Source organism: Pseudomonas sp. PDM32, assembly GCF_019219225.1.
GTDB classification, from domain to species: domain Bacteria; phylum Pseudomonadota; class Gammaproteobacteria; order Pseudomonadales; family Pseudomonadaceae; genus Aquipseudomonas; species Aquipseudomonas laurylsulfatiphila.
The window spans coordinates 355999-372746 of record NZ_JAHUWE010000008.1 but is presented as its reverse complement, the minus strand read 5'-3'; the positions used below and the strand labels follow the sequence as shown (position 1 = coordinate 372746).

Annotated in this window: 12 protein-coding genes; 5 read left to right on the top strand and 7 right to left on the bottom strand. The window is 61.3% G+C overall.

Going from position 1 to position 16748, the window contains the following annotated elements; genetic code table 11:
• Window positions 1-678 precede the first annotated feature (678 nt).
• The 4 genes from KW846_RS17780 to KW846_RS17765 all read right to left on the bottom strand — a co-directional run bounded on the left by KW846_RS17780 (window position 679) and on the right by KW846_RS17765 (window position 7166).
• Window positions 679-2097 (bottom strand): efflux transporter outer membrane subunit, encoded by a 1419-nt coding sequence (locus KW846_RS17780; RefSeq protein WP_218483857.1) that lies wholly within the window; start codon window positions 2095-2097, stop codon window positions 679-681.
• Window positions 2097-5288: an efflux RND transporter permease subunit gene (locus KW846_RS17775; protein ID WP_116581738.1), complete on the bottom strand. Its 3192-nt coding sequence runs from the start codon at window positions 5286-5288 to the stop codon at window positions 2097-2099. Before KW846_RS17775 ends, KW846_RS17780 begins: the two co-directional genes overlap by 1 nt.
• Before the next feature lie 12 nt (window positions 5289-5300).
• Window positions 5301-6542: a multidrug efflux RND transporter periplasmic adaptor subunit MexE gene (mexE, locus tag KW846_RS17770; protein ID WP_218483855.1), complete on the bottom strand. Its 1242-nt coding sequence runs from the start codon at window positions 6540-6542 to the stop codon at window positions 5301-5303.
• Window positions 6543-6872: 330 nt separating this feature from the next.
• On the bottom strand, window positions 6873-7166 hold the full coding sequence (locus KW846_RS17765; protein WP_218483852.1) for a LysR family transcriptional regulator: 294 nt from the start codon (window positions 7164-7166) through the stop codon (window positions 6873-6875).
• Between the two features lie 126 nt (window positions 7167-7292).
• Between KW846_RS17765 and KW846_RS17760 the strand changes: the two genes are divergently transcribed.
• Window positions 7293-7904, top strand: coding sequence for a TetR/AcrR family transcriptional regulator (locus KW846_RS17760; RefSeq protein ID WP_218483850.1), 612 nt, complete (start codon window positions 7293-7295; stop codon window positions 7902-7904).
• Window positions 7905-7991: 87 nt separating this feature from the next.
• On the top strand, window positions 7992-9080 hold the full coding sequence (locus KW846_RS17755) for a redoxin domain-containing protein (protein ID WP_218483848.1): 1089 nt from the start codon (window positions 7992-7994) through the stop codon (window positions 9078-9080).
• Between the two features lie 114 nt (window positions 9081-9194).
• Here KW846_RS17755 and katG read toward each other — a convergent pair whose 3' ends face one another.
• Window positions 9195-11459 (bottom strand): catalase/peroxidase HPI, encoded by a 2265-nt coding sequence (katG, locus tag KW846_RS17750; protein WP_218483846.1) that lies wholly within the window; start codon window positions 11457-11459, stop codon window positions 9195-9197.
• Window positions 11460-11768: 309 nt separating this feature from the next.
• On the opposite strand from katG, the gene KW846_RS17745 reads away from it, so the two are divergent.
• On the top strand, window positions 11769-11927 hold the full coding sequence (locus KW846_RS17745) for a hypothetical protein (RefSeq protein WP_218480507.1): 159 nt from the start codon (window positions 11769-11771) through the stop codon (window positions 11925-11927).
• A 115-nt stretch (window positions 11928-12042) separates the two neighbouring features.
• Here KW846_RS17745 and KW846_RS17740 read toward each other — a convergent pair whose 3' ends face one another.
• On the bottom strand, window positions 12043-12240 hold the full coding sequence (locus KW846_RS17740; RefSeq protein ID WP_008051268.1) for a YbdD/YjiX family protein: 198 nt from the start codon (window positions 12238-12240) through the stop codon (window positions 12043-12045).
• A gap of 14 nt (window positions 12241-12254) precedes the next feature.
• Complete coding sequence (locus KW846_RS17735) at window positions 12255-14312, bottom strand: carbon starvation CstA family protein (RefSeq protein WP_102702207.1); 2058 nt, start codon at window positions 14310-14312, stop codon at window positions 12255-12257.
• Between the two features lie 331 nt (window positions 14313-14643).
• On the opposite strand from KW846_RS17735, the gene KW846_RS17730 reads away from it, so the two are divergent.
• Complete coding sequence (locus tag KW846_RS17730) at window positions 14644-16008, top strand: cache domain-containing protein (protein WP_218483844.1); 1365 nt, start codon at window positions 14644-14646, stop codon at window positions 16006-16008.
• Window positions 16009-16042: 34 nt separating this feature from the next.
• The gene (locus KW846_RS17725; RefSeq protein WP_007970873.1) at window positions 16043-16675 is read left to right on the top strand and encodes a response regulator transcription factor; all 633 of its coding nucleotides are present in this window, start codon (window positions 16043-16045) and stop codon (window positions 16673-16675) included.
• The last annotated feature ends 73 nt before the right edge of the window (window positions 16676-16748 follow it).

Genomic DNA, 16748 nt, shown 5'->3' with positions numbered 1-16748 from the left:
CGGTAGTCCACAAATACTGCGTACACCCACTAACCCTGTGGGAGCGGGCTTGCTCGCGAAGGCGTCGGCACAGCCAACATCATCGGTGGCTGAACTACCGCTTTCGCGGGCAAGCCCGCTCCCACAGCAGATTCGGTAGTCCACAAATACTGCGTACACCCACTAACCCTGTGGGAGCGGGCTTGCTCGCGAAGGCGTCGGCACAGCCAACATCATCGGTGGCTGAACTACCGCTTTCGCGGGCAAGCCCGCTCCCACAGTAGATTCGGTAGTCCACAAATACTGCGTACACCCACTAACCCTGTGCGAGCTCGCGAAGGCGTCGGCACAGCCAACATCATCGGTGGTTGAACTACCGCTTTCGCGGGCAAGCCCGCTCCCACAGTAGATCCGGTAGTCCACAAATACTGCGTACACCCACTAACCCTGTGGGAGCGGGCTTGCTCGCGAAGGCGTCGGCACAGCCAACATCATCGGTGGCTGAACTACCGCTTTCGCGGGCAAGCCCGCTCCCACAGTAGATTCGGTAGTTCACAAATACTGCGTACACCCACTAACCCTGTGGGAGCGAGCTCGCTCGCGATGGTCTCAAGAACACCGCGCTTAGCCAGCAAGCACGCGTTTTCGTTAACGTCCATCGCGAGCAAGCTCGCTCCTACAAAAGCAACAACGGGTTTGTCAGTTGTTTTTCGCGAGCCGGGTGTCGCCGCTGTCCCATCCGCCGCCCAGGGATTTGTAGATCGCCACAATGGCCCGGTACTGGTCGGTTTCACCCAGTGCCTGGGCATCTTCGGCGTTCAGGCGCTCGCGTTGTGCGTCGAGCAACACCAGGTAGTCCACCACCCCTTCCTTGTATTGGGTCGCCGCCAGGTCGGCCGCGGCACGGCTCGACTCGCTTTGCTTGATCAGCGACAGCAGGCGTTGCTGGCGCTTGCCATAGTCGCTGAAGGCGTTTTCCGACTCTTCCAGGGCGAGCAGCACCTGTTGCTCATAGGTCGCCAGTGCACCCTCGGCCTCGGCGTCTGCACCACGAATGCGCGCCCGCACGCTGCCCAGGTCAAACGCGGCCCAGGTGATGCTCGGGCCCAGGCTCCAGGCGCGGGCGGCACTGGAGCCGATTTGCGAACCACGCCCCGCGATGAACCCCAGGAATCCGCTCAGGCTCACCCGTGGAAACAGGTCGGCGGTGGCCACGCCGACATCCGCCGTTGAAGCCGCCAGGCGACGCTCTGCCGCGCGCACATCCGGGCGCCGCTGCAACAGCTCGCCGGGATCACCCACCGGCAACGCCTTGGCGATGGCCGGCAAGTCCTTCGGACTCAAGTCGATGCCCAGCGTGTCCGGGCGTTCACCCAGCAGCGTGGCGATGCGGTTTTTGTGATGCACCTGCTCCGCCTGCAGTTGCGGCACGCTCGCCTCGACGGCCGCCAGGCGGGCATCGGCACGTACCACGTCGAGTTCATTGCCCACGCCCGCGTCACGCAGGCTCACCGTGACGCTGCGCGATTCGCTCTGGTTCTTCAGGTTGGCCAGGGCGATTTTTTCCCGCAGTTGCGCACCCCGCAGCTGACCATAGGCATCCACCAACTCGGCAATCATGCTCACCCGCAGTTGGTACAGGTCCGCCGCCGTGGCGTCTTCCCGGGCATCGCTGGATTCCAGTTCGCGCTGGATGCGCCCGAACAGATCGATCTCCCAGGTCATGTCAAGGCCCAGGTCATAGCGATCGGTGTTGACCCGCTGCTCGGTCAGGCCCGGCACCTGTGACTTGCCCTGCTGGCTGCTGACCCGGCTGGTGACCACCGGCAGATTGTCGTTGCTGATGTCATCGCGGATGGCCCGCGCGGCTTTCCAGCGGGCGAAGGCCACGCGCAGATCGCGGTTGCCGTTGAGCGCTTTACCGACCAGCTGATTCAACGTGGGGTCATCGAATTGCTGCCACCACACCGTTTCGAAACGCGTTTGATCGTAGTTGGCCCCTTGGGCCGAGACGACATGGGCCGGTGCCGTGTCCGGGGTTTTGTAATCCGGCCCGACGGTGCAGGCGGCCAACGCGGTGACCAGCAGGCTCGGTAAAAACAGCTTGAAAGCCTTCATCAGTGTGCCTCCGGATCAATGACCTTGAGCGATTGAGCGCGGGCCGCCTGGCGCGCGGTTTTACGTTCGATGTAGCGACGGATAAGGACGTAGAACACCGGCGTCAGCAACAGACCGAAGAAGGTCACCCCGAGCATTCCGGAGAACACGGCGACACCCATGGCCCGACGCATCTCGGAACCGGCGCCGGTGGACGTCACCAGCGGGATGACGCCCATGATGAACGCGAACGACGTCATCAGGATCGGGCGCAGACGCTGCCGGCAGGCTTCGAGAACTGCGTCCAGCGGCGACAGGCCCTGGTCCTGTTTGTCCTTGGCGAACTCGACGATCAGGATCGCGTTCTTGCACGCCAGCCCCACCAGCACGATCAGGCCGATCTGGGTGAAGATGTTGTTGTCGCCCTTGGAGATGATCACCCCGGCAATCGCCGACAGCAGGGTCATCGGCACAATCAGGATCACCGCCAGCGGCAGGCTCCAGCTTTCATACAGGGCCGCCAACACCAGGAACGCCAGCAGGACGCAGAGCGGGAACACCAGCAACGCGGTGTTGCCGGAGAGGATCTGCTGGTAGGTCAGGTCGGTCCACTCGTAGGTCATGCCGTTGGGCAGCTCTTGCTTCAACAGCTTTTCAATCGCCGCCTGCGCCTGGCCGGAGCTGTAGCCCGGGGCCGCGCTGCCGTTGATTTCTGCGGTGACGAAACCGTTGTAGTGCGAGACCCGGTCCGGCCCCGACGTCGGGCTGACCTTGACGAAGGTGGCCAGTGGAATCATCTCTCCACGGTCGTTGCGCACCTTCAACTGACCGATCTGCTCCGGCTCCTGGCGGAACTGTTGCTCAGCCTGGACGTTGACCTGATAGGTACGGCCAAAACGGTTGAAGTCGTTGGCGTACAGCGAACCCAGGTACACCTGCAGCGTGTCGAAAATGTCGTTGATCGCCACGCCGTGGGTCTTGGCTTTTTCGCGATCGATGGCGGCTTCGACCTGCGGCACGTTCACCGTGTAGCTGGTGAACAGGTTGGCCAGTTCCGGCACGCTGCGGCTCTTGCCGATGATGTTCATGGTCTCTTTGTACAGCTCGTCGTAACCCAGGTTGCCGCGGTCTTCGATCTGCAGGCGGAAGCCACCAATGGTGCCCAGGCCTTGAACGGGCGGCGGCGGGAACACCGCGATGTAGGCGTCTTGAATGCCACCGAACTTGGCGTTCAGCGAAGCGGAAATCGCTCCGGCGGACAGGCTCGGGCTTTTGCGTTCATCGAAAGCGCTCAAGCCGATGAAGGCAATACCGGCGTTCGGGCTGTTGGTGAAACCGTTGATCGACAAGCCCGGGAAGGCCACGGCGCTGTCAAAGCCCGGTTCGTTCATGGCGATGGTGCTCATGCGCCGGATCACCGACTCGGTGCGATCCAGGCTGGCCGCATCCGGCAGTTGCGCGAAGGTCACCAGGTACTTTTTGTCCTGGGTCGGCACGAACCCGGTCGGCGTGGTGCTGAAGCCCATGTAGGTCATGGCGATCAGACCGGCATAGACCAGCAACGCCACGCTGCTGCCACGGATGACCTTGGACACGGTCCCGACATACCCGTTGCCGGCCTTTTCGAACAGCCGGTTGAAGGGCTTGAACAGCCAGCCACCGAACAGGCGATCCAGAATCTTCGAAAAGCGATCCTTGGGTGCGCTGTGGGACTTGAGCAGAACCGCCGCCAATGCCGGCGACAAGGTCAGCGAGTTGAACGCAGAGATCACCGTGGAGATCGCGATCGTCAGGGCGAACTGTTTGTAGAACTGCCCCGTCAGGCCGGAAATGAACGCCGCCGGGACGAACACCGCGCACAACACCAACGCCGTGGCGATGATCGGGCCGGTCACCTCGCCCATGGCTTTTTGGGTCGCTTCGACCGGATCGAGCCCTGTCTCGATATTGCGCTCGACGTTCTCCACCACGACGATCGCGTCGTCGACCACGATGCCGATGGCCAATACCAGGCCGAACAGCGACAAGGCATTGAGCGAAAAACCGAACAGGTGCATCACGGCAAAGGTGCCGATCAACGACACCGGCACCGCCACCAGCGGAATGATCGAGGCGCGCCAGGTTTGCAGGAACAGGATCACCACCAGCACCACGAGGATCAGCGCTTCGAACAACGTGTGAACCACCGCCTCGATCGAGCTGCGCACGAAGATGGTCGGGTCGTAGACGATCTCGTAGTCCATGCCCTCGGGGAAGCTCTTTTTCAGCTCGGCCATCTTCGCCCGCACCTGATCGGAAACGTCGATGGCATTGGAACCCGGGCGCTGGAAGATCGGCATCGCCACCGCTTCCTGGTTGTTGAGCAAGGCGCGCAAGGCGTACTGGTTGGAGCCGAGTTCAATCCGCGCAATGTCCTTGAGGCGGGTGATTTCGCCGTCCGCACCACTGCGGACGATCACGTTCTCGAACTCTTCTTCGGTGACCAGGCGGCCCTGGGAGTTGATCGACATCTGGAAGCTGGTGGCGTTGGGTGCAGGCGGTGAACCCAGTTGGCCGGCCGCCACTTGGCGGTTCTGTTCACGCACCGCATTGACCACGTCGGTGGCGGTCAGGTTGCGTGATGCGGTCTTGTTCGGATCGAGCCAGATACGCAGCGAGTAGTCGCCGATACCGAACATCTTCACGTCACCGATTCCGTTCAGGCGTGACAGCTCATCCTTCACGTTGAGGATCGCGTAGTTGGACAGGTACAGCATGTCGTAGCGCTTGTCCGGCGAGGTCAGGTGCACCACCATCGTCAGCTCGGGCGACGCCTTGTCCACGGTGATACCGATGCGCGTCACTTCCTCGGGAAGCTTCGGCTCGGTGCGGGTCACGCGGTTCTGCACCTGCACCTGGGCGTTGTCCAGATCGGTGCCCAGGGCGAAGGTCACGGTGAGCGTGAGTCGACCATCGGCCGTCGACTGCGAGGACATGTACAGCATGTTCTCCACGCCGGTGATGGCTTGCTCCAGGGGCGCGGCCACGGTTTCACCGATGACCTTGGGGTTGGCCCCCGGATAGTTGGCGTGAACGACGACAGTGGGTGGCACCACTTCCGGGTACTCGCTGATCGGCAACTGGAACAGCGCGATGGCGCCGGCGATCAGGATCAGCAGCGAGAGCACGGCGGCGAAAATCGGCCGCGTGATAAAGAACCGGGAGAACTTCATGGCTGTGTTCCTTTATCCGCGAGGCGAAACGGCGGCATCGGTTTTCACCAGCGCCGGTGACGGAGCGACGGGCTGATTACCCGCCTCGACGGCCTGCCGCTGACGGGCCAGGTTGGCGACGGTTTGCGCATCGGCCATCGGCGCGTCCTGAGGCGCGACCACCGCGCCGGGACGAACCCGTTGCAGGCCGTTGATGACGATCCGGTCGTCTTTTTGCAAACCGCTGCGCACGATGCGCAAACCTTCGAGCTTCGGCCCCAGATCGACGCTGCGGTACACGGCCTTGTTGTCCTGGTCGATCACCAGCACGAACCGCTTGCCGAGGTCGGTGCCCACGGCCTCGTCCTTGATCAACAGGCCGGCATAGGCCGCGCTGCCCACCAGTTTCAATCGGGCATACAGGCCCGGGGTGTATTGACCGTCGGCGTTGTCGAACACCGCGCGGCCACGGATGGTGCCGGTCTTGGGATTGACCTGGTTGTCAACGAAGTTCATCTGCCCCAGGTGGCTATTGCCCTCCTCGTTCGACAAGCCCATGTACACCGGCGTGGATTGACTGCGCCGGCCTTCACGGGAGAGCTGGCCGTACTTGAGGAACAGGCGTTCGTCGGCGTCGAAATAGGCGTAGACCTTGTCGGTGGATACCACGCTGGTCAGCGCCGAGGTGTCGGCGGTGACGATGTTGCCGGCGGTGATTTCGGCACGGCTGACCCGGCCGCTGATCGGCGCAGTGACGCGGGTGAAGCTCAGGTTCAGGCGCGCCAGATCCAGCTGCGCCTGAACCGAATCGACACCGGCCTTGGCTTCCTGGGCCGTGGTGCTGCGCGTGTCGGCCAGTTCCGCAGAAATGGCATTGCTGCTCAGCAGGCGCTGGCCGCGTTGCGCTTCGTTGGCGCTTCGAACCAGCGCGGCGCGAGCCTGTTGCAACTGCGCTTCGAGGCGATGCACTTCGTGTTCGAACGGACGTGGATCGATCTGGAACAGCAGATCCCCTTTCTTGACCGACTCGCCATCGGTGAAGGCGACACGATCGATCTGCCCCGAAACCCGCGGACGAACCACGACGGTTTCCGGCGCTTCCAGACGGGCGGTGACTTCGTCCCATTCGGTAATGGGTTGCTCAAGCACTTTGGCGACGGTGACAGTGGGCGCACCAGGCGCCTTGGCGGCATCGGGCGCGTGACCGCAGGCCGTGATGGCCGCCAGGGTCAGGGCAGCAAGGGGATAACGCAAAGGTTTGAGTGACTGTTCCATGGGGGTGTCCGCCAGACGGTTTAAGGGTTGGAGAATTCTCGGCCGCACAAGGAGCAGCGACGAATCGAACGGAGTGAACTTGGGTATCACCATTAATGATGACCATCATGTATAAGCACAAAAAAAAGGTTTTTCACGCAATTCCGGGAAACTGTAGGAGCCAGCCTGCTGGCGATGAACGCCAGTGCGCCGCGTTCATCCAGCTAACCCGCGTTATCGTTAACGACCATCGCTGGCAAGCCAGCTCCCACAGGGGACCGTGCCCACGCTGAAACCTTGCTGGCGATGGACTCCAGTGCGCCGTGTTTACTCGGTTCGCACGCCTATGAATCAGCAGGTTTTTTCATTACAAGCCGTCAGACTGACGGCGGAACAAATGGAGTCCAGTGCCGGCCCGAGCGTTTGCGCCACCTGCAAGGCTCGGGTGGTTGGTTCCATTTTGTGGCCAATGCGTTTAAACAGGGGGTCGTTGAACAGTGTGCGCAGACGAGCCAATGCGCCGCTGACCGCCGGTTGGCCCAGGGACAGTCTTTGTGCGGCCCGAGTGACGTTGCGCTCCTGAATGAGCGCCTCGAATACCACCAGCAGATTGAGGTCGATATTGCGCAGATCATTACGTTTCATGGGTCAGCACCTGTGAGGTGTTTTTCCTGCAAGGCCATTGCCGCGAATTTATATTACGACCATCATTAATACCAGCCCTTCAGCAAAAAATTGCCATGGCGCCCATTGGAAGACAGGACTCCACTCATGAAAGTGACGAAAGACAAGGCAGCGGCCAACAAGGAAGCGATCCTCGGCGCAGCCTCGAGGATGTACCGGGAAAAAGGCATCGACGGTATCGGGATCGGCGAACTGTCCCGTTCGGTGGGCCTGACCCACGGCGGCTTTTACGGACAGTTCCCAGGTGGCAAGGAGCAGTTGGCGTCGGAGGCCGTGAGCCGTACGTTCGAAACCAACATCGACGACTGGCGAGCGGCCAAATCCATCCCCGAACTGCTCAAGAGATACTTGAGCCAAGGCCACATGAACAACTGGACCGAAGGCTGCCCGATCCCTGCCCTGGCGGCCGATGTCGCGCGCAACGGCGGTACCGTCAGCCACTCGTTCACCCAAGGCGTGCAGACCCTGATCGAAACGCTGATGCCATTGGTCGACGGCGAAACCGATGATGAAAAGCACCAGGAAGCCTTGCGCATCCTGTCATCGATTACCGGGGCGATACTGATCGCCAGAGCCCTGGACAACCCGCGATTGTCGCAGCAGTTCCTGCAATCGGTGATCGATGCCTGGCCTGCCAAGGCCGAAAAAACCGCACAGGACGCACCGGTGCGACAAACCGGCGATACAAGTCAAGGATGAGGAGCCGCATCAGCGCTCCGGGCAGCTTCAACAAGACTGAACTAGCTTTACCTGCAACGATCCACGGCCACCCGGCAAGGAGTTGTGATGCGTGCCACGGCATTTTCAGTCGGTCAACCAGCCCCCTGGTTTCATTGCCGCACTCAACTACGAGAACGCTTTTGTTTCGACACCATTGCCGGTCGGTATGTCGTGCTTTGTTTTTTGGGTTCTGCGGCCGACCCTGTATCCACCAAGGTTCTGGAAGATATTCAGGCCCATCGCCCGCGATTCGATGATGACCAAGTCTGCTTCTTTGGTGTTTCCGTCGATCCAGAGGATGAAAAGCTGAAGCGGGTGGAGAGTTCGATACCCGGCATACGCTTCATCTGGGATTTCGATCGGTCAGTCAGCAAGCTCTACGGTACATTGCAGCCAGACGGCAGCATCAGGCAAATAACCTATGTGCTGGACCCTGCGCTACGTGTCCTGGCCATCGTCCCGATAAGCCCCCCCATTGATAACCATGTCCCATCGTTAATGCGTTTTCTGGATCGATTGCCGGCAACGGCCGCGCCACGTGCCGCCACACCACACGCCCCCGTCCTGGTGGTTCCCCGTATATTTGAGCCGTCCTTGTGTAAAGCACTGATCAGTTATTACGAAGAGCGCGGCGGAGAGGAATCCGGGTTCATGACGGAGCAGTCGGGTAAAACTGTCCACATCACCGACCATAATCACAAACGACGTCGTGACTGCGTCATTGAAGATGAGGCTCTGGCCAAAGCCTGTGAATCGCGCATAGCCAGCCGTTTGCTTCCGGAGTTACAGAAAGCGTTCCAGTTCAATGCCACTCGAATGGAGCGCTATCTGGTGGCCTGCTACAACAGCGAGGAAGGCGGGCATTTCCGGCCCCATCGGGATAACACCACGAAGGGTACGGCCCATCGCCGTTTTGCCGTTTCCCTGTTTCTTAATTCGGGAGAGTACGAAGGTGGTTTTCTGCATTTTCCAGAGTATGGAAAAGTCTATTACAACGCGCCGACAGGCGGGGCCGTGGTGTTTTCGTGTTCACTCTTGCACGAAGCCACTTCAGTTACCCAAGGTCGCCGTTACATGTTTCTGCCGTTTCTCTACGATGATGCTGCCGGCGTCATTCGAGAACAGAACCTCTCATTTATTGAAAAACAGCCTTGAGTGCCGGTTCGGACACGATCGCCAGGGTTCATGATCGCCGGATGCCCTCCGCTGATGTAAAAGCCGGAGGGCGAGCCGAGGCACTTTTTGCCGGTGGTGCCGGCGTTATCTCCTCTAGACGCGGCGATTCACGTCAAAGCGATCCAGGTTCATCACCTTTGTCCACGCAGCCACGAAGTCCTTGACGAATTTCTGCTGCGCATCGGCGCTGGCATAGACTTCGGCCAGCGCACGCAATTGCGCGTTGGAGCCGAAGACCAGGTCAACCCGGGTGCCCGTCCACTTCACCGCACCGGTTTTGCGATCACGCCCTTCAAACTCCTGCTGGGCATCCGACACCGGTTTCCACTCCACGCCCATGTCCAGCAGGTTGGTGAAGAAATCATTGGTCAGCGCTTCCGACCGTTGGGTGAACACACCGTGTTTGCTCTGGCCGACGTTGGTGTTCAACACCCGCAGGCCGCCCAGCAGTACCGTCATTTCCGGTGCGCTGAGCGTCAGCAGTTGTGCCTTGTCGATCAGCAAGGCTTCGGCGGGCACGCGGTACTGGGTTTTCAGGTAGTTACGGAAGCCGTCGGCAATAGGTTCAAGGAAACCGAAGGACTCGACATCGGTCTGTTCCTGGCTGGCGTCCGTGCGTCCCGGAGTGAACGGCACCGTCACACTGTGGCCGGCGTTTTTCGCCGCCTGTTCGACACCCGCGCCACCGGCGAGCACGATCAGGTCGGCCAGGGAGATTTTCTTGCCGCCGCTGTTGAACTCCTTCTGGATACCTTCCAGTTTGGCCAGCACATTGGCCAGTTGCTCCGGCTGGTTGGCCGGCCAGGACTTCTGCGGCGCCAGGCGCAGGCGCCCGCCGTTGGCACCGCCGCGTTTGTCGGAGCCACGGAAGGTGGAAGCGGCGGCCCACGCCGTCGATACCAGCTGCGACACCGACAGGCCGGACGCCAGGACCTTGCTTTTCAGGCCCGCCACATCGCTGTCGTTGACCAGCGGATGATCGACGGCAGGGATCGGGTCTTGCCACAGCAGTTCCTCGCCCGGCATTTCCGGGCCGAGGTAGCGCGAGAGCGGGCCCATGTCACGGTGAATGAGTTTGTACCAGGCGCGCGCGAAGGCATCGGCCAGTTGATCGGGGTTGGCCAGGAAACGCCGGGCAATCGGTTCGTAGATCGGGTCGAAGCGCAGGGCCAGGTCCGAGGTCAGCATGGTCGGATCACGGCGTTTGGACGGATCAAAGGCATCGGGAATGATCCCGGCACCGGCACCGTTCTTCGGTTTCCACTGATGGGCGCCGGCCGGGCTCTTGGTCAGTTCCCAGTCGAAACCGAACAGGTTTTCCAGGTAGTTGTTGCTCCATTTAGTGGGCGTGGTGGTCCAGGTCACTTCCAGGCCGCTGGTGATGGTATCGGCCCCCTTGCCGGTGCCGAATGTGCTCTTCCAGCCCAGGCCTTGCAGCTCAAGGCCCGCGGCTTCAGGTTCAGGCCCGACGTGGTCGGCGGGCCCGGCGCCGTGGGTCTTGCCGAAGGCGTGGCCACCGGCGATCAATGCCACGGTTTCCTCATCGTTCATCGCCATGCGGCCGAAGGTTTCGCGGATGTCCTTGGCCGAGGCGACCGGGTCCGGTTCGCCTTCCGGGCCTTCCGGGTTCACATAGATCAGGCCCATCTGCACTGCGGCGAGGGGGTTTTCCAGATTGCGGCCATTTTCGGTACGGCTGTCCTCGTTTCTGCCAGGCTCAGCCACCAAGGGCACATCGCCGGGTTTCTGCACCGGCTTGTCTTCTTTGCCGTAACGTGAGTCACCGCCCAGCCATTTGCTTTCGGAACCCCAGTAAACGTCTTCGTCCGGCTCCCAGACATCCGCGCGTCCACCGGAAAAACCAAACGTCTTGAAGCCCATGGATTCCAGGGCGACGTTGCCGGTGAGGACGATCAGGTCGGCCCAGGAGATTTTGTTGCCGTACTTTTGCTTGATCGGCCACAGCAGCCGGCGGGCCTTGTCGAGGCTGACGTTGTCCGGCCAGCTGTTGAGCGGTGCAAAGCGTTGCTGGCCGGAACCGGCGCCACCACGGCCGTCACCGGTGCGATAGGTGCCTGCGGCGTGCCAGGACATGCGGATAAAGAAAGGCCCATAGTGACCGAAGTCCGCCGGCCACCAGTCCTGGGAGTCGGTCATCAGCGCAGTCAGGTCTTTTTTCAGCGCCTGGAAGTCCAGGCTCTTGAAGGCTTCGGCGTAGTTGAAGTCGCCCCCCAACGGGTCAGACTTGGGCGAGTGTTGACTCAGGATCTTCAGGTTCAGTTGGTTCGGCCACCAGTCGCGGTTCGTCGTGCCACCGCCAGCGGCGTGATTGAACGGGCATTTCGATTCAGTTGACATGGCATCTCCTCTTGATTTTGTTTTCAGCTAACCACCCTTGAGCGTGGATCCGGATCACCGATTGATGAAATAGCTTTTCGGTATGGGATCCATAGCCTTGAGGCTATGACAGCCCCGCGATCAGTCGCTCCAGACCATCCATTAAAGTACCGGTCCGGGAAACTGTCGCTGTATCCGGCGGAGATAGCTGATAAACAGCGCAAATCAGTCATGCGATGCAAGATCATCAACACCTGCCACAATGGATTAATACTATTGCTACAGGGACGTCGGCGATCGGAAGGATCGTTTTGCGCGAGAGGTTTCGCCATGTACGTGAAAGCCATTGTCATCTGGGTAGTGCTGGCGATCATCGTCGTCGCCGTGCTCTGTCGCCTGGTGCATAACGCCAAGGCCGCCGACCGGGCGCTGAAGATCGCCAAGCCGGATCATCAGCCTCACGGGCGAAAGAATGACAAGGCCCCATGACTGACCCGGGGCAACAGGGACGGCGACGATTCGGATCGCCGCGCGGCCTCCATCACTCGGGACTTTGCTCCAGGCAATAAAAAACCGGCCTTTCAGCCGGTTTTTTATTGCTCACTCAACAGCACTTGGGTCCGGCTTTACTGCCGTAACGGGCCTCCTGGCGCTCGCGGAAGAACGCCTCGTAGTCCATCACCGGTTTGTCCGGGTGCTTGCTCTGCATGTGCTCGACGTAGTTGTCGTAGTCGGGCATGCCGACCATCAGGCGCGCGGCCTGACCGAGGTATTTGCCCAGGCGACTCAGGTCATTGAACATGCTGCGCTCCTCGCCTATGCATTCGGCAGCGCCTGGAATGGCGCTTCTTTATCCGTACGCTCTTTGCTGCCCCAGGCGGCGATACCGACCTTGAGTGCGAAGAACAGGATGCTGAACACCACGAACAGGAACAGCGCGGTCAGCGTGGCGTTGGTGTAGGCGTTGAAGATCACGTGCTGCATCTGCTCGATGCTCTTGGCCGGGGCCAGCACCTGACCATTGGCCAGGGCATCGCTGTACTTCTTCGCCAGGGCGAGGAAGCCGATCGCCGGGTTGGCATCGAACAGCTTGATGAAGCCGGCGGTGGTGGTGCAGATCAGCAACCACACAGCCGGCAGCAAGGTGACCCAGGCATAACGCTGGCGCTTCATCTTGATCAGCACCACGGTGCCGAGCATCAGCGCGATACCGGCCAGCATCTGGTTGGAGATACCGAACAGCGGCCACAAGGTGTTGATGCCGCCCAGCGGGTCGATCACGCCCTGGTACAGCAGATAACCCCACATGGCCACGCAACCGGCGGTGGCGATCAGGTTGGCGGTCCAGGACTCGGTGCGGCGCAGGGCCGGCACGAACGAACCGAGCAGGTCCTGGAGCATGAAGCGCCCGGCACGGGTGCCGGCATCGACCGCGGTCAGGATGAACAGCGCTTCGAACAGGATCGCGAAGTGGTACCAGAACGCCATGGTGTTCTCGCCCGGCAACAGCTGGTGCAGGATCTGCGCGATCCCCACCGCCAGGGTCGGCGCACCGCCGGCACGGGCCAGGATGGTGGTTTCACCAATGTCATGGGCCACCGCTTGCAACGCTTCCGGCGTGATCGCAAAGCCCCAGCTGCTGACGGTTTGCGCAACGGCCACCGCATCGGCGCCGACTACGGCCGCCGGGCTGTTCATGGCGAAGTACACACCCGGATCGATCACCGACGCCGCGACCATCGCCATGATCGCCACGAAGGACTCCATCAGCATGCCGCCGTAACCGATGTAGCGGGCATGCCCTTCATTGGCGAGCAACTTCGGCGTGGTGCCGGAAGCGATCAGCGCATGGAAGCCCGAGACCGCGCCACAGGCGATGGTGATGAACAGGAACGGGAACAGACCGCCTTTCCAGACCGGGCCGGTGCCGTCGATGAACTGGGTCAGGGCCGGCATTTTCAGCTCGGGCATGGTCACCAGGATGCCGATGGCCAGGGCGACGATGGTGCCGATCTTCAGGAAGGTCGACAGGTAGTCACGGGGTGCCAGGATCAGCCACACCGGCAACACCGCGGCAACGAAACCGTAGCCGATCAGCATCCAGGTGATCTGGATACCGGTAAAGGTAAAGGCCTTGGCCCACACCGGATCCGCGGCAATCTGCCCGCCAAGCCAGATCGAACCGAGCAGCAACAGCACGCCGATCACCGAGATCTCACCGATGCGGCCCGGGCGGATGTAGCGCATGTAGATGCCCATGAACATCGCGATCGGGATGGTCGCCATTACCGTGAAAATGCCCCAAGGGCTCTCGGCCAGGGCCTTGACCACGATCAGCGCCAGCACCGCAAGGATGATGATCATGATCAGGAAGCAACCGAACAGCGCGATGGTGCCGGGGATGCGGCCCATTTCTTCACGGACCATATCGCCCAGGGAGCGGCCGTTGCGGCGGGTGGACATGAACAGGACCATGAAGTCCTGCACGGCACCGGCCAGCACCACACCGGCGATCAGCCACAGGGTGCCGGGCAGGTAGCCCATCTGCGCCGCCAGTACCGGCCCGACCAGCGGACCTGCACCGGCAATGGCCGCGAAGTGGTGACCGAACAGCACGTGTTTGTTGGTCGGCACATAGTCCAGACCATCGTTATTGAGCACAGCCGGCGTGGCCCGAGTGGGATCGAGCTGCATCACTTTGTTGGCGATGAACAGGCTGTAATAGCGGTAGGCAACGAGGTAGATGGCGACGGCTGCGACTACGATCCACAGGGCGTTGATCGCTTCGCCGCGGCGCAAGGCCACGACACTCAGCGCAATCGCTCCCAGGACAGCCACGGCAAACCAGGCGAGGTGTTTAGCCAGACGGGGCATAGCGTGTCTCCTGCCGACAGCCAGTGACTGCGGCGGTAATTTTTATAATTGTGTCCGCATTGCGGAGCTGGCCCAATATCTGCGCATGCCGTCCACAAATAAATCCGCGTTACTACGTACGCGGCGTCTACGTAGTACTACGTAGACGCCGCGTACGTAGCCGCAACACCACCCCTGTAGGAGCTGCCGAAGGCTGCGATCTTTTGACTTTTTTGGGTATCAGGATCAAAAGATCGCAGCCTGCGGCAGCTCCTACAGAAGCGTATCTTTGGCATATGATGCCGGCCCCGCCGTCCCTCGGTCGGGCGCAAGCGCGGGGACAGGAGTAGAGATGCAGCTCAAACACAAGATCGTCGCCCTCGGGATTCTGCCGCTGGTGCTGGCCATTGCAGTCATTTGCGCGCTGGTGATTTCCCTCAACCGCCAATTGGGTGATCAACAGGCGCAACTGATCGAAGACAGCATTCTGGCGAGCAAACGCGCGGAACTGAAAAACTACGTGGAAATGGCCCAGAGCCTGATCGCCCCGCTGTACGACGACGGCCATGGCGACGCCCGCGCCCAGCAACAAGTGCTGGAAGAACTGCGCAAGCTCAGCTTCGGCATCAACGGCTACTTCTTCGTCTACGACCACGAAGGCCGCAGCCTGATGCATGCGCGCCAGTCGGACCTGGTGGGCCAGTACCTGTGGGACATGAAGGATCCCCACGGCCTGCCGGTGATTCAGGCGTTGCTCAAAAGCGCGCAATCCGGTGAAGGCTTCCAACGCTACGCCTGGAACAAGCCCTCCTCCGGCCAGGTGACCGACAAGCTCGCCTACGTGGTGATGCTCGACCGCTGGGGCTGGATGCTCGGCACCGGCATCTACCTCGAAGACGTAGAGCGCGCCACCCAGCAGGCCCGTGCCGAAGTGGCCATGGGCATCCGCAAGACCATGATGGCGATTGCCGTGGTCGCACTGGTCGCGGTGCTGTTCGTCTTCGCCACCGGCATGACCCTCAACGTCAGCGAGCATCGCCTGGCGGACAAGAAACTGCAGCGCCTGACCCAACGCATCGTCAGCCTACAGGAAGAGGAACGATCCCGGGTGTCCCGCGAGTTGCACGACGGCGTCAGCCAGGTGTTGGTCTCGATCAAGTTCCAGTTCGAACTGGCCAGCCATCTGCTGGAAAGCGGACAAGCCCGGGACAAGGGCCTGAACACCCTGAAGGACGCCACCGAACGCCTGGGCGATGCCATCGGTGAAGTCCGCAGCCTCTCCCATGACCTGCGCTCATCCTTGCTCGACACCCTCGGCCTGCCGGCGGCCATCGGCCAGTTGGCGGCAGAGTTCGAGCAGCGCAGCGGGCTGACCGTGACCTACAACGAAAATGAATTCGACTGCCAACTGGTCGACGGCGCGGCGGTGTCGCTGTTTCGCATCGTCCAGGAAGGCCTGACCAATATCGAACGCCACGCCCAGGCGAAGCACGTGTCCATTACACTGCGCGGCTGCGACGAGTCCGTGCGGCTGACGCTGGTCGATGACGGCATCGGTTTCAATGTCGCCCAGGTCGAACGGCGTCAGGCCGGCATTGGCTTGCGTAACATCCGCGAACGCGTCGAACATTATGGCGGGCGCTTCGACTTGATCTCGATGCCGGGCAGAAGCGAGCTGGACGTACGACTGCCGATGAAGCCTGGCGCAAAACACTGAGCCGGCCCCACCACTACAAGAGTGAATAGCTGCGATGAACCTGCCCTCCCCGATCCGCATCGCCCTGGTCGACGATCACTCCCTGGTGCGCGACGGCATCAAGGCACTGCTGGCCGTGATGTCGCCCCTGGAAGTGGTCGGCGAAGCGGAAAACGGCGCCGACGCCATCGACATGGTCGGGCGCTGCCAGCCGGACCTGCTGCTGGTCGACATCAGCCTGCCGGACATGAACGGCCTGGAACTGACCCGCGTGCTGCGCAGCCAGTACCCATCGCTCAAGGTGCTGGTGCTGAGCATGTACGACAATTACGAATACGTCAGTGAGTCGGTGCGCTCAGGCGCCAGCGGCTACGTGCTGAAAAACGCCCCGTCACGGGAAATCATCGCCGCCATCGAAGCCATCACCAGCGGCGGCACCTTCTACAGCGCCGACATCGCCCAGCGGCTGATCGCCGACAGGAACACCGACAACGAACTGACCCCGAGGGAAAGCCAGGTGCTGTCGAAGATGGCGCAAGGGCTGAACAACAAGGAAATGGCCCGGGAACTGGACATCAGCGTGCGCACGGTGGAGACACACCGCTTGAGCATCCGCCGCAAGCTCAACATCGACAAACCGGCGGCGCTGGTCAAATACGCCATCGACCACGGCCTCATTTCCCGCTAACCCCCCGCCGCCCCCCCCTGTGGCCACTGCAAAAACCTGTGGGAGCGGGCTTGCTCGCGAAAGCGTCGGCATT